Source organism: Streptomyces sp. NPDC007971 (assembly GCF_042958635.1).
In the GTDB taxonomy this organism is placed as follows: domain Bacteria; phylum Actinomycetota; class Actinomycetes; order Streptomycetales; family Streptomycetaceae; genus Streptomyces.
This window is the reverse complement of the sequence record NZ_JBIBJK010000016.1, coordinates 99,405-116,550: the sequence shown is the minus strand read 5'-3', so window position 1 is coordinate 116,550 and position 17,146 is coordinate 99,405. Positions and strand designations below refer to the sequence as shown.

General features: G+C 70.8%; 13 protein-coding genes. 6 read left to right on the top strand and 7 right to left on the bottom strand.

The window, feature by feature from the left end:
• The first annotated feature begins 114 nt into the window (after window positions 1-114).
• Window positions 115-2,409, top strand: coding sequence for a hypothetical protein (locus ACFZCP_RS30635; protein WP_391433113.1), 2,295 nt, complete (start codon window positions 115-117; stop codon window positions 2,407-2,409).
• A 132-nt stretch (window positions 2,410-2,541) separates the two neighbouring features.
• Here the strand turns inward: ACFZCP_RS30635 and ACFZCP_RS30630 are convergent, their stop codons facing one another.
• The 6 genes from ACFZCP_RS30630 to crcB (ACFZCP_RS30605) all read right to left on the bottom strand — a co-directional run bounded on the left by ACFZCP_RS30630 (window position 2,542) and on the right by crcB (ACFZCP_RS30605) (window position 6,442).
• Window positions 2,542-2,883, bottom strand: a complete 342-nt coding sequence (locus ACFZCP_RS30630) for a hypothetical protein (RefSeq protein WP_391433109.1) — start codon at window positions 2,881-2,883, stop codon at window positions 2,542-2,544.
• A gap of 392 nt (window positions 2,884-3,275) precedes the next feature.
• The gene (locus ACFZCP_RS30625; RefSeq protein WP_391433395.1) at window positions 3,276-3,698 is read right to left on the bottom strand and encodes a hypothetical protein; all 423 of its coding nucleotides are present in this window, start codon (window positions 3,696-3,698) and stop codon (window positions 3,276-3,278) included.
• A gap of 267 nt (window positions 3,699-3,965) precedes the next feature.
• Window positions 3,966-5,129 carry an NAD-dependent formate dehydrogenase gene (locus tag ACFZCP_RS30620; RefSeq protein WP_391433106.1) on the bottom strand — a complete coding sequence of 388 codons (1,164 nt, stop codon included), beginning with the start codon at window positions 5,127-5,129 and terminating at the stop codon, window positions 3,966-3,968.
• A gap of 160 nt (window positions 5,130-5,289) precedes the next feature.
• Window positions 5,290-5,664 carry a fluoride efflux transporter CrcB gene (gene crcB / locus ACFZCP_RS30615; RefSeq protein ID WP_362690923.1) on the bottom strand — a complete coding sequence of 125 codons (375 nt, stop codon included), beginning with the start codon at window positions 5,662-5,664 and terminating at the stop codon, window positions 5,290-5,292.
• Window positions 5,661-6,008 carry a DUF190 domain-containing protein gene (locus ACFZCP_RS30610; RefSeq protein WP_391433101.1) on the bottom strand — a complete coding sequence of 116 codons (348 nt, stop codon included), beginning with the start codon at window positions 6,006-6,008 and terminating at the stop codon, window positions 5,661-5,663. The genes crcB (ACFZCP_RS30615) and ACFZCP_RS30610 overlap by 4 nt, the downstream gene beginning before the upstream one ends.
• Window positions 6,005-6,442: a fluoride efflux transporter CrcB gene (gene crcB, locus ACFZCP_RS30605; protein ID WP_362690917.1), complete on the bottom strand. Its 438-nt coding sequence runs from the start codon at window positions 6,440-6,442 to the stop codon at window positions 6,005-6,007. The genes ACFZCP_RS30610 and crcB (ACFZCP_RS30605) overlap by 4 nt, the downstream gene beginning before the upstream one ends.
• Before the next feature lie 219 nt (window positions 6,443-6,661).
• Here crcB (ACFZCP_RS30605) and ACFZCP_RS30600 point away from each other — a divergent pair, with 219 nt between their 5' ends.
• The 3 genes from ACFZCP_RS30600 to fmdA all read left to right on the top strand — a co-directional run bounded on the left by ACFZCP_RS30600 (window position 6,662) and on the right by fmdA (window position 8,941).
• The gene (locus tag ACFZCP_RS30600; RefSeq protein ID WP_362690914.1) at window positions 6,662-6,940 is read left to right on the top strand and encodes an FmdB family zinc ribbon protein; all 279 of its coding nucleotides are present in this window, start codon (window positions 6,662-6,664) and stop codon (window positions 6,938-6,940) included.
• Between the two features lie 87 nt (window positions 6,941-7,027).
• Window positions 7,028-7,663 carry an AmiS/UreI family transporter gene (locus ACFZCP_RS30595; protein ID WP_391433096.1) on the top strand — a complete coding sequence of 212 codons (636 nt, stop codon included), beginning with the start codon at window positions 7,028-7,030 and terminating at the stop codon, window positions 7,661-7,663.
• 27 nt (window positions 7,664-7,690) lie between these two features.
• Window positions 7,691-8,941, top strand: coding sequence for a formamidase (gene fmdA, locus ACFZCP_RS30590; RefSeq protein ID WP_362690908.1), 1,251 nt, complete (start codon window positions 7,691-7,693; stop codon window positions 8,939-8,941).
• Between the two features lie 151 nt (window positions 8,942-9,092).
• Here the strand turns inward: fmdA and ACFZCP_RS30585 are convergent, their stop codons facing one another.
• A complete protein-coding gene (locus tag ACFZCP_RS30585) occupies window positions 9,093-10,382 on the bottom strand; it encodes an SLC13 family permease (RefSeq protein WP_391433091.1) in 1,290 nt (429 codons plus the stop codon).
• Between the two features lie 101 nt (window positions 10,383-10,483).
• Between ACFZCP_RS30585 and ACFZCP_RS30580 the strand changes: the two genes are divergently transcribed.
• Complete coding sequence (locus ACFZCP_RS30580; RefSeq protein WP_391433088.1) at window positions 10,484-16,327, top strand: TIR domain-containing protein; 5,844 nt, start codon at window positions 10,484-10,486, stop codon at window positions 16,325-16,327.
• Window positions 16,328-16,538: 211 nt separating this feature from the next.
• Complete coding sequence (locus ACFZCP_RS30575; RefSeq protein ID WP_391433085.1) at window positions 16,539-17,051, top strand: hypothetical protein; 513 nt, start codon at window positions 16,539-16,541, stop codon at window positions 17,049-17,051.
• The last annotated feature ends 95 nt before the right edge of the window (window positions 17,052-17,146 follow it).

Here is a 17,146-nt window from a genome sequence, read left to right as displayed (position 1 = left end):
GGGCCCGGGCAGGGTGAGGGATCGCCGTACGTTCCGTGTGCGCTGCGGGTGCCTCGTCCGGTGAACCCGGCTCCGGGGGACGATCCCGCGAAACGGGGGAAGGAGCCGCAGCCCATGCTGTCCGCACTCTTATGCCGTGCTCTCAGACGTCGCGCCGCGCTGGGACTGTCCGCGTGTGCGACCGCCGTCGCGCTGACGCTGACGCCCGTGCTGCCGCCGGGAGTCGCGGTGGCCCGGCCCGCGGCGGCCGCCGACACCGCCGCCCAGGGCAAGGCGAAGAAGCCGCCCGCGCCGAAGCCCCGCGGCAAGCAGATCACCAAGTGGTTCCAGGACCCCGTCGGCAACATGGCCTACCAGGCGCGCAAGAGGGCCGGGCTCGGCCAGGCCTACGGCCGCAACCTGGCCATCGGGTTCGTGGACATCACCGGCCTCGACGACGTGGACACCACCGGCTACGACGTGGTCGAGGCCGGGGAGCTGAAGCAGAACGACCCCGCGCTGTATAAGTCGCTCGGCCTTGCCGAGCGTCCGCAGATCGAGCGGTTCGTGATCGTGCCCACCTTCAACAACCCCTCCACCGGCAACGTCGACGGGGCTCACTCCGAAATCCGGTTCTTCTCGCAGGAGTTGAAGTACATGCGGGTCGAGGACCCCGCTCGTACCTTCCTGCTGTACTCCGACCTGTCGCCGTGCGACGGATGCGCGCCGAAGATCCCGGCGAACACCGAAGTGCGCTGGATGACCAAGCAGGGGAAGGGCTCGTTCCAGCGCAGGGAGCGCATCCTCAACGCCGCCGCGACCGCGGCCCACGACGAGAACATGACGGACGCGGACCGCGAGCGCAACGCCAAGGCGGTGGCGCGCAGCCGGCAGCAGGTGCTGGACAAGCGGGCGCGGGAAGCGGAACGGCTGGCGAACCTGTGGGGGAAGGCGCCGTCGGCTCCCTGCGCGACACCGCAGGCGGCGCCGCTCCCGGCAGGCGGGGCCGGTGTCCTCGCACGAGCGGCAAGCCGGTACGTCGTGGCGGCCGACTGCGGGGAGCCGGACGACAAGGCCCCCGCACAGGGTGCCCCGAGCGGGCTGGGCCGCGCACTGGCCGGACCCGTCGCCCAGGCACCCGGCGGCATCGACTTCTCCGCCCTCCAGCTGCGTTACCTCTCCGACCCGGGCGACGGCAGCGGCCTCCAGTACTCCTTCGAGGCCCCGGCCTCCACCACCGGCGGAGCCTCCCCGACGGACGGAACGAACGCCGCCCGGCTCAGTTCGGACGCCTTCTTCGTCTGGCTGGAGCTGAACCCCTCGACGTTCTGGGTGAACCTCAACCCCACCGAACCCGACCGCATCGTCGACGCCGACATGGGCCGTACGGACGTGGGCCGGGTCATGCTCCAGGCGGACCTGCGGCTGAAGAAGGACGTGGGACGGCTCATCCACCCGGCCACGGAGCTGGGCAAGGAGTACCACGACCGGCTGCAGGGCACCTGCTCGTCGTCACGCGTGTGGATCGTGCCCGACCCGGCCGACGTGCGGGCCGACGGTGACAAGCTGTACATCCTCAAGGCGCCGCTCAAGGTCAGGATGGAGTCCGAGTACATCCGTCTGCCCAAGGGACAGAGCGAGTTGGGCAACTGCCCCAAGGAGGACGACGCGACCCGCAGGCACAACGAGTCGCTCTTCCGCAGCCTGGTGCTGCCGAAGCTCACCCAGCTGGTGAACACCGACGCGCACTACGCCGACCTGCGCCGTGTCTACCTCTCCCGCGTCGCCGCCCAGTGGTACCGGGACCTGAGCGTCTCCCGGCACACCACCTACCGTGATCTCGTCGACCACGGTGACATCAACTCCTGGACCACCAGGACGGGTTGGAAGCCCAGGGACACCTTCGACCGGTACGTCCGCTCGTACACCAAGGGCGACTACCACTACACCCGCAAGGAGACCAAGGGGAACACCATCTACACGTACACCTATGTGTACGGGGGCGTGGACCTGACCTCCGTGCCGCTGCGGAAGCTCTCGGACAGCTCCTTCGCCGCGCGCTACTCGGATCTGGCGAAGGACATCCGTGCTTCCCTGACGAGCCCGGCAGGAGGGGCCCAAGCGGCCGGGGCCGACGACCCGCTGTGGCTGGGCTCCGGCACCCCGCGCCAGGCGGCGGCGGAACACGGATCGTCCGAGGACGGCGACGGAACGGGCAAGCCCGTGGCCGACGGCGGACCGGGTGGGTCCGGGCCGGGCCTGCCCACCGCGTGGGTGCTGCCGCCGGCCCTGCTGGTCCTCCTCGCCGCCGTCCTGCTGTGGCGCCGCCGCCGTCGCCCGTCCGCTTCCGGTGGGGCGCTCCCCTCGCGCCGCCCCACCGCCGGCACGGGCACCGACCGACCTCGTTCGCCGTACGACGACTACCTGTGAAGTCGGCTCGTCCACGGCTGCCGTGACGAACGGGATCATGCCGTCGGCGTTCTCCCCGTTCCGGTGTCCGAGAAGGGCACCGGAACGGTCGCCCCGGTCAGGGTGCGGCAGCCTGACCGGGGGCGGGCTCGGTCATGGCGCGGCCGCCCGACCGATGGTGGACGCATTGCAGTGCGGAGCGCCCACCGCCGGGCCTCGCGCGTGCACCGCCAGGACGGGCGAGCACACGGCGCCCGTCGAGTTCGTCATGCACAGGTTGATGGAGAGCCCGGTGCCCTCGGCGACGTCCTTGGTCCGATGGACACGGTCGCCCGCTCCGCTGGTGCTGATCTTGATGCCGTTTCCCGGTTCCCCCCGCACGCCCGCCCCGGTCCCGCGTACGACGAACGACAGGTGGTACGCCTCGGGGTCTGACTGGCGGATCAGCTTCGGCGTGCGCCGGAAGACCAGCGGCTGGAACTCGGCGGACCACACGGTTTCTGAACCCGCAGGCCAAAGGGCGGCCACCGGTGGTCAACGGTGGACTGCACGCCCCGGTCCCATGTCATGACGGGCGCATGCCCAAATGGTGTGAAAGGCGTGCGCACCACCACCCGGCCGCCCACGACCGCACAGGGCCGTTACGGAAGTACGGCACCCACCGACCGTGGACAGCGTCCAGCTGTGTTGTCCCGGGACGTCGGTGACACGCGTGCGGGGTTCTTGAACAGGTGAGGGCCTTCTGGGTCCGGTGGGGATTGCGACATCTACCACCGAAGCTCAGGAGGCCCTCGTGTCCCACCGCAATGCCCCGCTGGCCCCGACCGGCAGGCGTGTGCTGAGGGGATCGCTTCAAACAGCACGCGCAGCGCGCGAGGTCGACCCCGTCAGAGCTTCCCGCCGATCTCGCACGCCCGGCACGGCGGCTGGCCGCAGGTGCACTGCATGAGGGCGTCAACGACCTCGTGGTCGTGGTAGAGGCACTCGTCCCGGCAGGTGTGGCGCGGAATGAACCCGGCCGGGATCTCGCCGGGCCACGGCTCATGGCCGTCCCTGCAGCGGGCGAACCGCTCGGGATCGGTGGAGTGGAGGTCGTGCATCTTCGACCGCGCCTCGTCCTCCAGCTCTCGCACGCGCTCCATCAGCCCCTTGAGCTCGGCGGCGATGCCGGAGTAGTGGTCGGTGCCCGTCCTCACGTGTGCCGCCCGCAGCGCCATCGCCGCGTTGCCCAGAAACCTTCCGGCATCCTGAAGGTCGGTCACGTGATGCATCTGAATGCCATTCACGCTCCGTACCCATACGGCGTCCATGCTGCTCACTGATCCACCTTCCCGGCGTACACCCAGGTCGTTGCGAGACGGTATGCGCGGCGCCGGTGCCTCCGCATAAGGAAAAAAATCAACCTATTTAAGGACGCTAAGGGCATTGGTTGTGCCCGGTCCAGTGGTTTTGGGGTGAATCGCCTCACAAGGGGTGCGGGCCCGCATTGGGCGCGACGCGCTGCGAAGGCCATGCCCCATTCGCCCGGTGGATCTTCGTGAATCTTCGGCTGTTTTCCCGCCCGCCGGCGCTATTCGCTATCCGGCGACCGTGTAAGAGCGTGCTCCTGCTCCGGCGAGTCCGCCGCCGTCGACGATCAGGTAGTCCGGGCGGATGGGCCGCCCGTCGAACCAGCACTCCAGGATCTCCCGGGTACCGGCCGCGTAGCGGGCCTGTGCCGAGAGGGTCGAGCCGGACACGTGCGGTGTCATCGCCTCGTGCGGCATGGTGCGCCACGGATGGTCCGCGGGCGGCGGCTGCGGATACCAGACGTCACCGGCGTAACCGGCCAGCTGTCCGCTGTTGAGCGCACGCACCACGGCGTCCCGGTCGCAGATGAGCGCGCGTGCGGTGTTGACGATGTAGGAACCCCGCTTCATGGCGCCGATCATGTCGTCGTCGAAGAGATTCATCGTCTGCGGATGCAGCGGAGTGTGGATCGACAGTACGTCGACCGCGGAGGCCAGCGAACGCGCGTCGGGATGCCAGGTCAGCCCCAGTTCCTCCTCGACCTCCCCGGGGAGCCGGTGCACGTCGTGGTAGTGCAGGCGGACGTCGAACGGCTTGAGGCGGCGCAGTACCGCCTGGCCGATACGGCCCGAGCCGAGGACGCCGACGTCCATGCCCTCGATGTCGTAGGAGCGGGCGACGCTGTCCGCGATGTTCCAGCCTTTCTTGGTGGTCACCCACTCGTGGGCCGGCATGTAGTCGTGCACCAGGGTGAGGATCTGCATCACGGCGTGCTCGGAGACGCTGATGCTGTTGCTGAACGTCACCTCCGCCACCGTCATGCCGTGGTCGATGGCGCTCGGCAGGTCGACGTGGTCCGAGCCGATCCCCGCGGTGATCGCGAGTTTGAGGCGGGGAGCGGCGGCGATCCGCTCGGGGGTCAGGTAAGCGGGCCAGAAGGGCTGCGAGATCACCACGTCGGTATCGGGCAGCTCGCGGTCCAGGGTGGAGCCGGGCCCTTCCTTGTCGCTGGTCACGACGTAGGTGTCGCCTCGGTCCTCAAGAAATCCGCGCAGTCCCAGTTCGCCCGAGACACAGCCGAGGAGCTGGCCCGGGGTGAAATCTATGGCTCGCGGGGTCGGCGCGGTCTGTCCGCCCGGATATCCGGTGATGCTGGGAATTTCGTCGCGGGCGTAGTTCGGAGGGTAACCGCCGACTGGGTCGGGGTAGAGCACCGCAAGAATCTTTGCCATGGCCGTCCTCCATCGGTGAGGCCGCTGTACGGGTAAACCAGGCCGGACACCGAGGATCTTCCGATTTTAGTCGAGTGCGTGCCGGTGCTTCAATCCCCGCCAACGGCACGGCATGGGGCCGCTGGATAGGCATGCGGGCAGGACGTCGGGCACTTGCTGTCTATCCGAACACGGCCTGCGCCAGGGCCAGACCGAGGAAGACGGCCCCGAGTCCGGCGATGACCGAGGCGAGCACGTTGACCGCCGCAAGGAATCGCGCCCCGGCCTCGGCCAGCCTCAGCGTCTCGTAGGAGAACGTGGAGTACGTGGTCAGGGCTCCGCACAGGCCGGTGCCCAGAAGGAGTTGCACATTCTGCGAGGCGGCCCCGGCCAGGGCCGCTCCCGTCAGCACGCCCAGGATCACCGCCCCGGTGACATTGGCGGCGAAGGTGCCCCACGGAAAGATGGTGTCGTGACGGGCCTGGACCATCCGGTCCGTGAGGTACCGCAAGGGGGCACCGACGGCGCCGCCGAGGGCGACCAGCAAGAACCTCATTCGCTCTCGGCCTCCCGGCCTGTGTAGCGGACCACTTCGACCTCGTGCACGGTGACCAGACCCTCGATGGGCAACTCCTCCAGCTGCGGCAGGAAAGCGCGGATCCTTTCCTCTTCATCGACGATGAAGACCATCGCCGGCAGGTCGTCCGCCATGGACAGCAGCCGTGTCGTGTGGACGATCGAACTCGCGCCGAACCCCTCCACGCCGCGGAACACGGTCGCCCCGGCCAGCCCGGCCCGGTGGGCACGGTGCACGATCTCCGTGAACAGGGGCTTGTGATGCCACGTGTCGGTGTCGTCGACGAAAATCGTCAGATGCAACGCGCGTCCTTGGAGTCTCATCTCGATCCTCTCATCGTCCGGAGGACTCTGCGGGCGCCGACCACGCCGATCGTCACGGCGGCCATCGCCGCGACCACGGTCAGCGCCAGGTAGGCCAGGGCGACGGCGGCCCTGCCCTCCCGCACCAGGCGCTCGATGTCGGCGCAGTACGTCGAGAAGGTCGTGAAGCCGCCGAGGACCCCCGTACCGAAGAACGGGCGCAGCAACGGCGGCGCAGTCCACGCCTCGGTGATCACCACCATGAAGGCGCCGATGACGAGACACCCCACGGCGTTCACACACAGCGTGGTCCAGGGGAAGTCCGCCGCGCCGGTCGGCCACAGCAACGCGGCCGCGTACCGGGCGCAGGCGCCCGCCGACCCGCCCACGGCGACGACCGTGAGCACGTGCACGTGCCGGCGCCGGGCGTCCCTGAGCCGAAGCGCCTCTCCCACGGCGCCGCTCCCCTCAAGATTCCCCGAGCCTGTGACGGGGCGCTGAGTCCGCGGCTACGCGAATTCATCGCCACGGGCCCGCACACCGATTTTATCGGCACGTGTTTCTGTGACACTCGTACGACGCTCTCCAGTCGTCGTCGGCCTGACGTCTTCGGCTTGACACGGAGATTTACGAGACGTCTCCTGGAAGGGAGAAAAAAACCTCGGAGGCTGCTGATGGCAACCTACGAATATCTATGCGGCTGCTGTGGGGCATTCGAAGTGCAGTTGCCGATCGGCACGGCACCCAAAGCCTGGGATTGCCCTGATTGTGCGGGTGCGGCACGGCGCGTGTACTCCGTCCCCGGCTTCGCGCGGACTTCGAGCGCGGTCGCTGCGCTCCATGCCCGGGAGGAGCTGTCCCGTGAGGCCCCGGCAGTGGTCTCCGAAGTGCCGCCGGGCAGGAGGGTGCGCACGCAACCGCACCCGGCGCTTTCCCGGTTGCCGCGGCCCTGAGGGCGGTGGTCGACACAGCGGAACCTTTCACGCGTCGACATCCGGACACGGACGTCCTCCCCAAGCGGACTTAGGAGGTGCGTCCCTGTGGCAAACGTGGGACTGCTCTTCGTCGGTGCGGTGCTCTTCCTGAACGGGCTGATCCTCCTCAACAAGGTCGGCGCCCGGTCGGGAGCGGTTTTCAACCTTTTCGTCGGTGCACTCCAGGTACTGACGCCGACGTACCTCATCTTCACCGCCGACAACGACCCCAAGAAGATACTGGCGGCATCCGGAATCTTTCTTTTCGGATTCACCTATCTCTATGTGGGCATCGGCCTGCTCGCCGGCCTCGAAACCGAGGGCGTCGGCTATTACTCGCTCTTTGTGGCAATCGCTGCCCTGGGATATTCGTTCGTCAATTTCCACCAGTTCAAGGACTACCCGTTCGGAGTCATCTGGCTCTACTGGGCATTCCTGTGGTTCCTGTTCTTCCTGTTGCTCGGCCTCAAGAAGGACGGACTCCGTACCTACGTCGGCTGGGTCACGGCGATCGAGGGCTGGGTCACCGGCGTGATACCCGCCGGGCTGCTGCTCGCCGGCTACTGGAAGCACCCCGACGAGACCGCCATCGCACTGGGCGTCTTCGCCGTGGTGGTGTTCTTGCTGCTGTGGCCGCTCACCCGGGCATCGAGGCAGCCGGCCCCCGCCATCCCGACGTCCGGCGCGGACACATCTACGTGACCGGATCACAAGCACGAGGAAGCTGTCATGCCCGAAGTCATCTTCAAAGTGGACCAGACCAAGTCCATGCGTGATCAGGACGTCCCCGGACACAACAGGTGGCATCCGGACGTCCCCACGGCCGTCATGGTGAAGCCAGGGGCGGAGTTCCGCATGGAATGCCGTGACTGGACCGACTGCCAGGTCGGCAACAACGACTCCGCCAACGACGTACGGGACATCGACCTCACCATCCCGCACATGCTCAGCGGCCCCATAGGCGTGGAAGGCGCCGAACCGGGCGACCTGCTCGTCGTCGACATCCTCGACCTCGGCCCCGTGCCCCAGCAGACCGGGACCGCGGCAGGCCAGAGCTGGGGCTACACCGGCATCTTCGCCAAGGCCAACGGCGGAGGTTTCCTGACGGACTACTTCCCGGACGCCTACAAGGCGATATGGGACTTCCACGGCCAGCAGGCGGTCTCCCGCCACCTGCCCGGCATCCGCTTCACCGGAATCACCCACCCCGGGTTGTTCGGAACCGCCCCGTCCACCGAGATGCTCGCCCGCTGGAACGCCCGCGAGAAGGCGCTGATCGACACCGACCCGAACCGGGTCCCGCCACTAGCCGTACCACCGGACGCCAGCAACGCGCTCGCCGGCACGGCCACCGGGGACCTCGCGCGGCAGATCGGCGAGGAAGGCGCCCGCACGGTTCCGGCCCGGGAGAACGGAGGCAACCACGACATCAAGAACTTCACCCGGGGATCGCGGGTCTTCTACCCCGTACAAGTCAAGGACGCCAAGCTCTCCGGAGGTGACCTGCACTTCAGTCAGGGCGATGGGGAGATCACCTTCTGCGGCGCCATCGAGATGGGCGGCTTCATCGACTTCCACGTCGACCTGATCAAGGGCGGCATGGAGAAGTACGGCATCTCCACCAACCCGGTGTTCGTACCGGGCAACGTCGAGCCGAGGTACACGGAGTTCCTCACCTTCATCGGAATATCCGTCGACCACGACACGGACACGAACTACTACCTGGACGCGACGCTGGCATACCGCCGGGCCTGCCTCAACGCCGTCGAGTACTTCAAGAAGTTCGGCTACAGCGGAGAGCAGGCCTACCTGCTGATCGGCTCCGCTCCCATAGAGGGACGCATCAGCGGCATCGTGGACATCCCCAACGCCTGCTGCTCGCTGTACATCCCCACCTCCATCTTCGATTTCGAGGTCCGGCCCAGCGCCGCCGGCCCCATGAAGGCCGATCGCGGCCAGTGCGCGGTCTCCGCAGCCTGACCGGACAACGGCCCCGGAAGGACAGGGCGGGTCAGGGGCGCTGCAACGAGCGCCCCTGACCGTTGCATGCGGGCCCCGGGCAGCCGAGAACCAGGGCCCTCTCACGGATCACCGGGCGGACCACATGAACCAACCTCCCGGGACAACACACCTAGCGCGTCAGCGCCAGCGCGGTCACCGACGCCAGCACCGCCGCCGTGGCCAGGACCGCGCCCGTTCCCATCAGGCGTGCCACCGGCACACGCACCCCGTACGCATGGCAGCGCTCGTACCACAGCAGCGTCGCCAGGGAGGCCCACGGTGTGATCACCGGGCCCGCGTTGGTGCCGACCAGCAGGGCGAGGAGCTGGTCGTGGTTGGCGACCGGGACGGCTGCCTCCCCGGCCAGGTACACGGGGAGGTTGTTGAGGGCGTTGGACAGGCCGCCGCCGACCGCCGCGGCGCGGAACATGCCGAGCGTGCCGCCGTCGTGGCCGACCGCCGACGCCAACAGGTCGTGCAGCCCGTGCGCGTTGACCGTCTCGACCACCAGGAACATCCCCGGCACCATCACCAGCAGCCGCCAGGGCACGAGGGACAGCCGGAGCGCGGAACGGTGCCGCAGCGCGAACGCCGCCACGGCGAGCGCCGCCGCCGTCGCGGAGGCCATCCACAGCGGTACGTCGGCCACCAGGATGGCCAGCAGGAAGCCGGCGCAGGCGAACGCGCAGGCGTGGAAGAGGACCGGGTCGGCGGGACGGTGCACGCCGGGGGGCGTGTACCGGTCGGTGGTGGGCGTACGCAGATCGTCCGCCCGGGCCGCGCCCGGCCCGGAGACGGAGACACCCGCCAGGTCCGGCCTGTGCGCACCCGGCCCGTCGTCCTCAGCCCCACGCCTGCCCCGGCGCCAGAAGAACAGCCACAAACAAGCCATGGTCACTGCGACAGCGGCGAGCTGCGGCGCCCACATCCGTCCCGCCAGCCCCAGCGGTGACAGCGCGACCCTGTTCGCGGCCAGCAGGTTCGTGAGGTTGGAGACCGGCAGGAGCAGGCTCGCCGTGTTGGCCAGCCACACCGTGGTCATCGCCAGCGGCACCGGTGCGATGCCCACCCGGGAGGCGAGCGCCAGCATCACCGGGGTCAGCAGGACGGCTGTGGTGTCCAGGTTCAGGGCGATGGTGGTGACGGACGCGAAGGCCACGCAGAGCAGGAACAGCAGCGGGTAGCTGCCCCGTCCCGCCCGGGCCACGCGGGCCGCGAGGACGTCGAACACCTCGGCCCTGCTGGTCAGTTCGGCCAGCACGATGACCGTGCCCAGGAACCCCAGCAGCGGGGCGATGCGCGTCATCGCGTCGGACGCCGAACCGGTGGGCAGCAGACCCGTGGCCACGCACAGCAGCCCGAGCGCCAGCAGGCCGATCGCCACCCGGTCGAGGACATGCAGACGCTGAAGGACACGCACGCCTGGAAGCCTCGCACATCTGTGCCCCGCTGTGACCACGGGGCCGTCGAACGCCTGGAAACGGCCGGTATCACGCTCGCTGCTCACGGCATCATGAATACATGGTGGCTCGTCAGATCATCCCGGGGGACACCGGGCCATTGGATTTCTTCATCAGTTACTCACCGGCCGACGAACGCTGGGCGTCATGGATCGCCTGGACCCTGGAGGAGGCCGGCTACCGCACGGTGCTCCAGGCCTGGGACTTCGTGCCGGGAACCAACTTCGTCGACTTCATGGACCGCGGTGTGAGCGAGTCCGCCGCCGTCATCGCCGTCCTCTCGCACAACTACGAGCGCTCGCGGTACGGGCGGATGGAGTGGCAGGCCGCCCTGCGGGCGGACCCGGACGCACCGGAGCGAAGACTTCTCACCGTGCGGGTGGAGGACATCCCGGTGGAGGGGCTCCTGGCCACCATCACCTATGTCGACCTGGTGCCGGTCACCGACCCGTCGGCCGCCCGCGACCTGCTGCTCACCCGCGTCCGGCAGGCCCTCGACGGCCGCGCCCGGCCCGCGCTGCGCCCCGACTACCCGGGCGGAGCCGGCCCCCTCGCCCCGTCGGCCCCGGCCATGCCGTCCCTGCCCGCAGGGCGGCCGCTCGGCCGGTCCGGCTGGGCCGGGCGGCGCAGGCCCGCCGCCCCGCCGTCGTATCCGCGGGTGACGGGCGAGGCCCGCGGGCGTGAGGCGGTCACCCTGCTCCATCTGGCCGGGCCCGCCTTCGGGCGGGGCCAGGACCCCGCCGAGCTGCAGGCGGCGATCTGGGGCGACCTGGTGGAACTCACCGACGCCGGAGCGCCTTCACCCGATCTGCTGGTGGTCACCGGCGACCTGACCGCGAGCGGCAGCCGCCGGGAGTTCGAACAGGCCCTGTCCTTCCTTACCGGACTGCGCGCCCTGCTCGGCCTCGAACCGCACCGGGTCGCCCTCGTCCCGGGCGGCCAGGACGTCAACCAGGCCGCCTGCCACGCCTACTTCAGCACCTGCGAGGCCGACGAGATGCCGCCCCGGCCGCCGTACTGGCCCAAGTGGCGGCACTTCGCCGGTCTCTTCCAGGAGCTGTACCAGGGCCTGGACGTGGTCTTCGACAGCGACCAGCCCTGGACCCTCTTCCCCGTGCCCGAACTGCACACCGTGGTCGCGGGACTGAACTCCTCGATGGCCTACAGCCACCGCCGCGACGACCAGTACGGCCTCGTCGGCCCCGAGCAGGCCGCCTGGTTCGCCCAGGCGCTGCGCCCGCACGAGGCAGAGGGATGGCTGCGCATCGGCGTGCTGCGCCACGCACCCGGCACCGCCCGGCCGCCCGCGGTCCGCCGCACCGCCGCCTCCCCGGACGGCTCCGGGCCGCTGCGCGACACCGACGTCCTCACCCGGCTGACCGCGCCCCGGCTGCACCTGCTGCTGCACGGTCCCACCGACCCGGGTGCGCTGCCCGCCCTCACCACCCCCTCCGGCGAGGTGCCGGTGATCGGTGCCCTCGCGCCCGGCCGGCACCAGCTGCTCCGGGTCACCCGCGAGGGCCTGGCGACCTGGCAGGGCCCAGGAGATCCGCAGCGGCGCCCGGTCCAGTGGCGGCGGGCCCACCGCGCCTTCGGGCCCGAGGACGCCGACGGACCCGCGGTCGCCCCGGCCCACACCCCGCAGCCGGACGGGGCCCTGCGCCCCGAGCCCGAGCTGCGCGCCGTGCAGAGTCCGGCCGAGATCCTGCTCGCCCGGGTCACCGAGGTCTGCCGCACCCGCCACGAGGGCGCCCAGATCCGCCAGGTGGACGGACCCGTGCCCCAACTCCTGGTCACCTGGAGCCAGTCGGGCTTCGTACGGCAGCAGCGGGTGGCCGTCCACACCGGCACCCCGACCGCGCAGGACATCGACCGGTTCGTGGCCCTCGTGCACGCCGCCGACTCCGAGACCGAGGCCGAACTCGTCCACGACGGCCGGCCGCCCGCGGGCGAGCTGCGCGACGCGGCCCGCCGCAGGGGCGTCAGGGTGCGCAGCTTCACCGAGTTCCAGGGGCTGCTCGACCTGCGTGCCTACGTGGCCGCGCAGAGCGAGCGGCTGCGCACCGACCCCCGCTACCCACCGGGCATGTACCTGCCCCAGCGGTACCGGGAGGTGGAGCGCCTCGACGCCGAGGACCGCGACGGGCTCGTCGACGAGATGCTCCGGCTGCTCGACTCCGACCAGGGCCGCTTCCTACTGCTCCTCGGCGACTTCGGGCACGGCAAGACCTTCGCGCTGCGCGAGCTGGCCCGCCGCATCCCCGCAGAACTGCCGCACCTCGTGCCCCTGCTGGTGGAACTGCACGCCCTGGACCGGGCCTACTCCTTCGAGGGGCTGGTCGCCGCCCACCTCGCCGCCCACGGCGTCGACAACATCGACCTGCGCGCCTTTCGCTACATGCTCCAGCAGGGCCGGATCGTGCTCCTCTTCGACGGCTTCGACGAGCTCGTCAACCAGGTGACGTACGACCGTGCCGCCGAACGCCTCCAGGTGCTCCTCGACTCCGCCGTCGACAGCGCCAAGATCCTGGTGAGCAGCCGCACCCAGCACTTCCGCTCCCAGGGCCAGGTGCTGACCGCGCTCGGCGAACGCGTCGGCCTGCTCCCGCACCGCCGGGTGCTGGCGGTCCAGGAGTTCACCCCGCAGCAGATCCGCGCCTACCTGGTCAACCGCTACGGCGGCGACGCCCAGGCCGCCGACCGCCGGCTGCAGCTCCTCGACGCCATCCCCGACCTGCTCGCCCTGTGCCGCAACCCCCGGCTGCTCGGTTTCGTCGCCGACCTGGACGACGACCGGCTGCGCGCGGTCGCCGGTGCCGGCCGCGCGCTCAGCCCCGCCGGCCTCTACCAGGAGGTGCTCACCGCCTGGCTGCGCTTCGAGGAACAGCGGGCCGGCGCCGCCCCCGGCCGGGCCGCCGGACTCGGCCTGGACCAGCTGTGGCACGCGGTCACCGCGCTCGCCCTCAGACTGTGGGAGAGCGGCCAGGACTCGCTGCGCCTGGACGAACTGACCGATGTCGCCGAGACCCTGGCCGGGCTTGCGGGCACCCGCCTCTCGGTGCCGCAGACCGCGCACGCCATCGGCTCCGGCACCCTGCTGGTGCGCAGCGACGAGGGCATGTTCCGGTTCATCCACGGCTCGGTCGTGGAGTGGCTCGTCGCCCGTGAGTGCGCCCAGCGGCTGACCGCCGGGGACGACAGCCTGCCGGCGCGACGCCAGCTCAGCCAGCTGGCCGTGGAGTTCCTGTGCGACCTCGCCGACCACCGGCTGTGCCAGGGCTGGGCCGAGCGGCAGCTGAGCGGCGGCACCGGTGACGAACCCGAGGGGACCGAGGCCGGGCGCGCCAACGCCGTGAAGATCCTCAGCCGGCTGCGCGTGCCCGCCCACACCGACCTGCGCGGCGCCTCGCTGGCCGGCGAGGACCTCTCGCACCGCGACTTCTCGGGCGTCGACCTGACCCGCGCCGACCTCACCGACGCCCGGCTGGTCGGCGCCAACCTCTCCGGAGCCGTCCTGCGGCACGCCCGGCTGACCGGAGCCCGGCTCGACGGCGCGGATCTGACCGGCGCCGACCTGCGCGGCGGAGATCTGCGCCGGGCCCGGCTGATCCGCGCCGACCTGACCGGCGCCCGGGTCGACGGCGGCCGGTGGCGGCAGGCGGCCGTCATCTCGGCGACCACCGGCCCCCTGGCACAGACCCCCGAGCTGGCCACCGCCGCCGTTGCCCCCGGCATGGCCGTCGACTCCGGCTTCCGGCCCTCCGCGGTGGGCGTCCCGTACGGCTTCAGCAGCTCCACCCGGCTGCCGGAGCCCATCTCGTACAGCCCCGACGGCGAACTGCTCGCCGTGGGCAGCGAGGACGGCGGTGTGCTGCTCTGCGAGGCCGCCACCGGGCTCGCGCTGCGCACCCTGGAGGGCCACACCGGCCGGGTCTACGCGGTCAAGTTCCGCGAACGGGTGCTGGCCACCGGCAGCTCCGACGGCACCGTACGGCTGTGGGACCCGGTCTCCGGCCGCTGCCTGCACCGGCTGGACATCCACCCCGGCGGGGTCTGGCCGGTCGCCCTCGACACCGACGGCTCCCTGCTGGTCACCGGCGACGCCGACGGCGTGGTCACCGTGTGGGACCCGGCCACCGGCACCCCCCTGCACCGGCTGCCCGGACACACCGCTCCCGTCTACACGGTGGCGTTCGGCCCGGACAGCAGCACGCTGGTCACCGGGGACGCCTCCAGCGGTGTACGCCTGTGGGACCTTGCCACCGGAGCGCAGACGGGTGAACTGCCGGGCCACCGCGGCGTCGTGTACCGGGCGCGGTTCAGCCCGGACGGCACCCAGCTCGTCACCGGCGACCGCGGCGACGAGCGGCGGGGCGGCACCGTCCGGGTGTGGGACCTCGCCACCCGGACCCAGCGGCACGAATTCACCGGCCACTCCGGGCGTGTCTACACGCTGGACTTCCACCCCGGCGGACGGTTCCTGGTCAGCGGCGACACCGACGGCGAGGTGCGGCTGTGGGACCTGGCCGCCGGGCGCAGCGCCGGGCTGCTCGGCGGCTGCCGCGGCGCCGTCTACCAGGTGCTGTTCGACCCCGACGGGACCCAGCTCGCCGCGGGGGACAGCGCCGGAGTGGTCCGGCTGTGGCGGATCGACCCGGTGTCCGACCCCGTCGCCGTACCGCTGAACCGGCAGCCCGCCGAGCACCGCGGCTCGGTGTGGGTGTGCAAGTTCCGTCCGCACGGCGACACACCCGCTCCGGGCACCGGCCCGCTGCTGGTGACCGGCGGCAACGACGGTGTCGTCCGCCTGTGGGATCCGTCCACCGGCCAGGGCAGGCGCATCCTGCGCGGCCACGGGCGCCGCATCGGGACCCTGTCCTTCAGCGCCGACGGCTCGATGCTGGCGGCCGGCGGCAACGACGGTGTGGTGCGCGTGTGGCACTCCGCCTCCGGCCGGCGGCTGCGCGAACTGACCGGGCAGAGCGACCGCCTGGTGTCGGCGGTGTTCGGCCCCGCAGGCCCGCTGCTGGCCACCGCGAGCAGCGACGGCGACATCTATCTGTGGAACGCCGCCACCGGTGAGTACCAGCGTGAGCTGGACGTCGAGACGGACCATGTGTGGGCCGAGGCGTTCAGCGCCGACGGCGAACTGCTGGCCACCGCCAACGACGACGACACGGTCCGCCTGTGGTACCGGGCGACCGGGGCCCATGTGGCCACCCTCACCGAGCACTTCGGGCGGGTCCGCGCGATCGCCTTCCGCCGGGACGGCGCCGTCCTCGCCACCGGCTGCGACGACCGCAAGGTGCGGATCTGGGACATGGCCGAGCACCGGATCACCGGCGCCCTGGACGGACACCAGGACCGGGTCTACGCCGTGGCGTTCGCCCCCGACGGCTCCTGGCTGGCCAGCGCCTCCTGGGACGGTACGGCAGCGATCTGGAAGGACGGGGAGATCGCCCACCGCCTGACCGGTCACACCGGCAAGCTGTGGACGGCGGCGGCGCATCCGCTGCGGCATCTGCTGGCGACCGCCGGCGACGACCGGACCGTACGGCTGTGGGACCCGCACACCGGCGCCGCGACCGCCGTCCTCACCGGCCACACCGGCCGCGTGCTGGCCGTCGCCTTCAGCCCCGACGGCTCCCGGCTCGCCTCCGCGGGCGAGGACGGCACGGTCCGCCTGTGGAACGTCCCCGCGGACGGCCCGCCCGCCCTGCGCGCCACCCTCGTCGGCATGCCCGGAGGCTGGGCCGCCCTGTCACCCTCCGGCGGCTACAAGTACGAGGGAGACGTCACCGGCGAGTTCTGGCACGCGGTCGGCATGTGCCGCTTCGAGCCCGGCGAGCTGGACGGGCATCTGCCCGGCGTGCGGCAGGTCCCGCTGGACGGGCCGCTGGAGTGAGGCGGACGCGGGCACCGGAAGCGAGGCCGGCGCGGCAGCGGAAGCCGGGTGGGCACAGGCGCCGGAGGTGAGCCGGGCACAGGCACCGGAAGAGAGGTGGGCACAGGCACCCGAAGCGAGGTACAGGCACCGGAAGCGAGTGGGCGCAGGCACCGGGCAGAGGGGCCCCCGAGGTTTTGAACATGTTCAATTCCAGGCGTACGCTCCTGCCATGAGCGACAGAGCCGCCCTGCTCAAGGGCATTCGCGCCTGGCTGGCCTTCTTCGTCGTGTGCCTGGTGCTCAGCGGCACCACCGCGTTCCCGCTGGTGCACGAACTGCACTGGACCGAGGACGCGCTGCGGTCCCTGTCCGCGCAGCAGTACCTGCCGGGGCTGACGGACTGGATCTCACGGGTACGGCAGGGGCTGGACACGGCCGACGCGGAGTACCCCTTCCTGCTGTACGGCACGGACTGGCTGGCGTTCGCCCACCTCGTCATCGCGGTCGCCTTCTACGGGCCCTACCGCGACCCGGTCCGCAACATCTGGGTCGTCGAGTTCGCGATGATCGCCTGCGCCGGCATCATCCCGCTCGCGCTGATCTGCGGTCCGCTGCGCGGGATCCCCTTCTGGTGGAGCGTGATCGACATGTCGTTCGGCGTGTTCGGGGTCGTCCCGCTGTACGTCGTACGGCAGAAGATCAAGCGGCTGGAGACGCTCGGCCGGCCGGTTCCCGCCGCTTGAGGACGGCCGCGACGACGCGCCGGGCGACCGGGTTCGCCCCCTGGCCCTTCCCGCAGCTGCGGCCCGGAGAGCCAGGGGGTTGTCAGGGGGCGTTC

Bases quoted from the DNA above. Each gene is read 5' to 3' on its own strand.
- ACFZCP_RS30635 (WP_391433113.1), top strand. From the start codon at position 115: ATGCTGTCCGCACTCTTATGCCGTGCTCTCAGACGTCGCGCCGCGCTG.
- ACFZCP_RS30610 (WP_391433101.1), bottom strand. From the start codon at position 6,008: ATGAGACTCCAAGGACGCGCGTTGCATCTGACGATTTTCGTCGACGAC.
- ACFZCP_RS30600 (WP_362690914.1), top strand. From the start codon at position 6,662: ATGGCAACCTACGAATATCTATGCGGCTGCTGTGGGGCATTCGAAGTG.
- crcB (WP_362690923.1), bottom strand. From the start codon at position 5,664: ATGAGGTTCTTGCTGGTCGCCCTCGGCGGCGCCGTCGGTGCCCCCTTG.
- ACFZCP_RS30625 (WP_391433395.1), bottom strand. From the start codon at position 3,698: ATGGACGCCGTATGGGTACGGAGCGTGAATGGCATTCAGATGCATCAC.
- ACFZCP_RS30620 (WP_391433106.1), bottom strand. From the start codon at position 5,129: ATGGCAAAGATTCTTGCGGTGCTCTACCCCGACCCAGTCGGCGGTTAC.
- ACFZCP_RS30580 (WP_391433088.1), top strand. From the start codon at position 10,484: ATGGTGGCTCGTCAGATCATCCCGGGGGACACCGGGCCATTGGATTTC.
- fmdA (WP_362690908.1), top strand. From the start codon at position 7,691: ATGCCCGAAGTCATCTTCAAAGTGGACCAGACCAAGTCCATGCGTGAT.
- ACFZCP_RS30575 (WP_391433085.1), top strand. From the start codon at position 16,539: ATGAGCGACAGAGCCGCCCTGCTCAAGGGCATTCGCGCCTGGCTGGCC.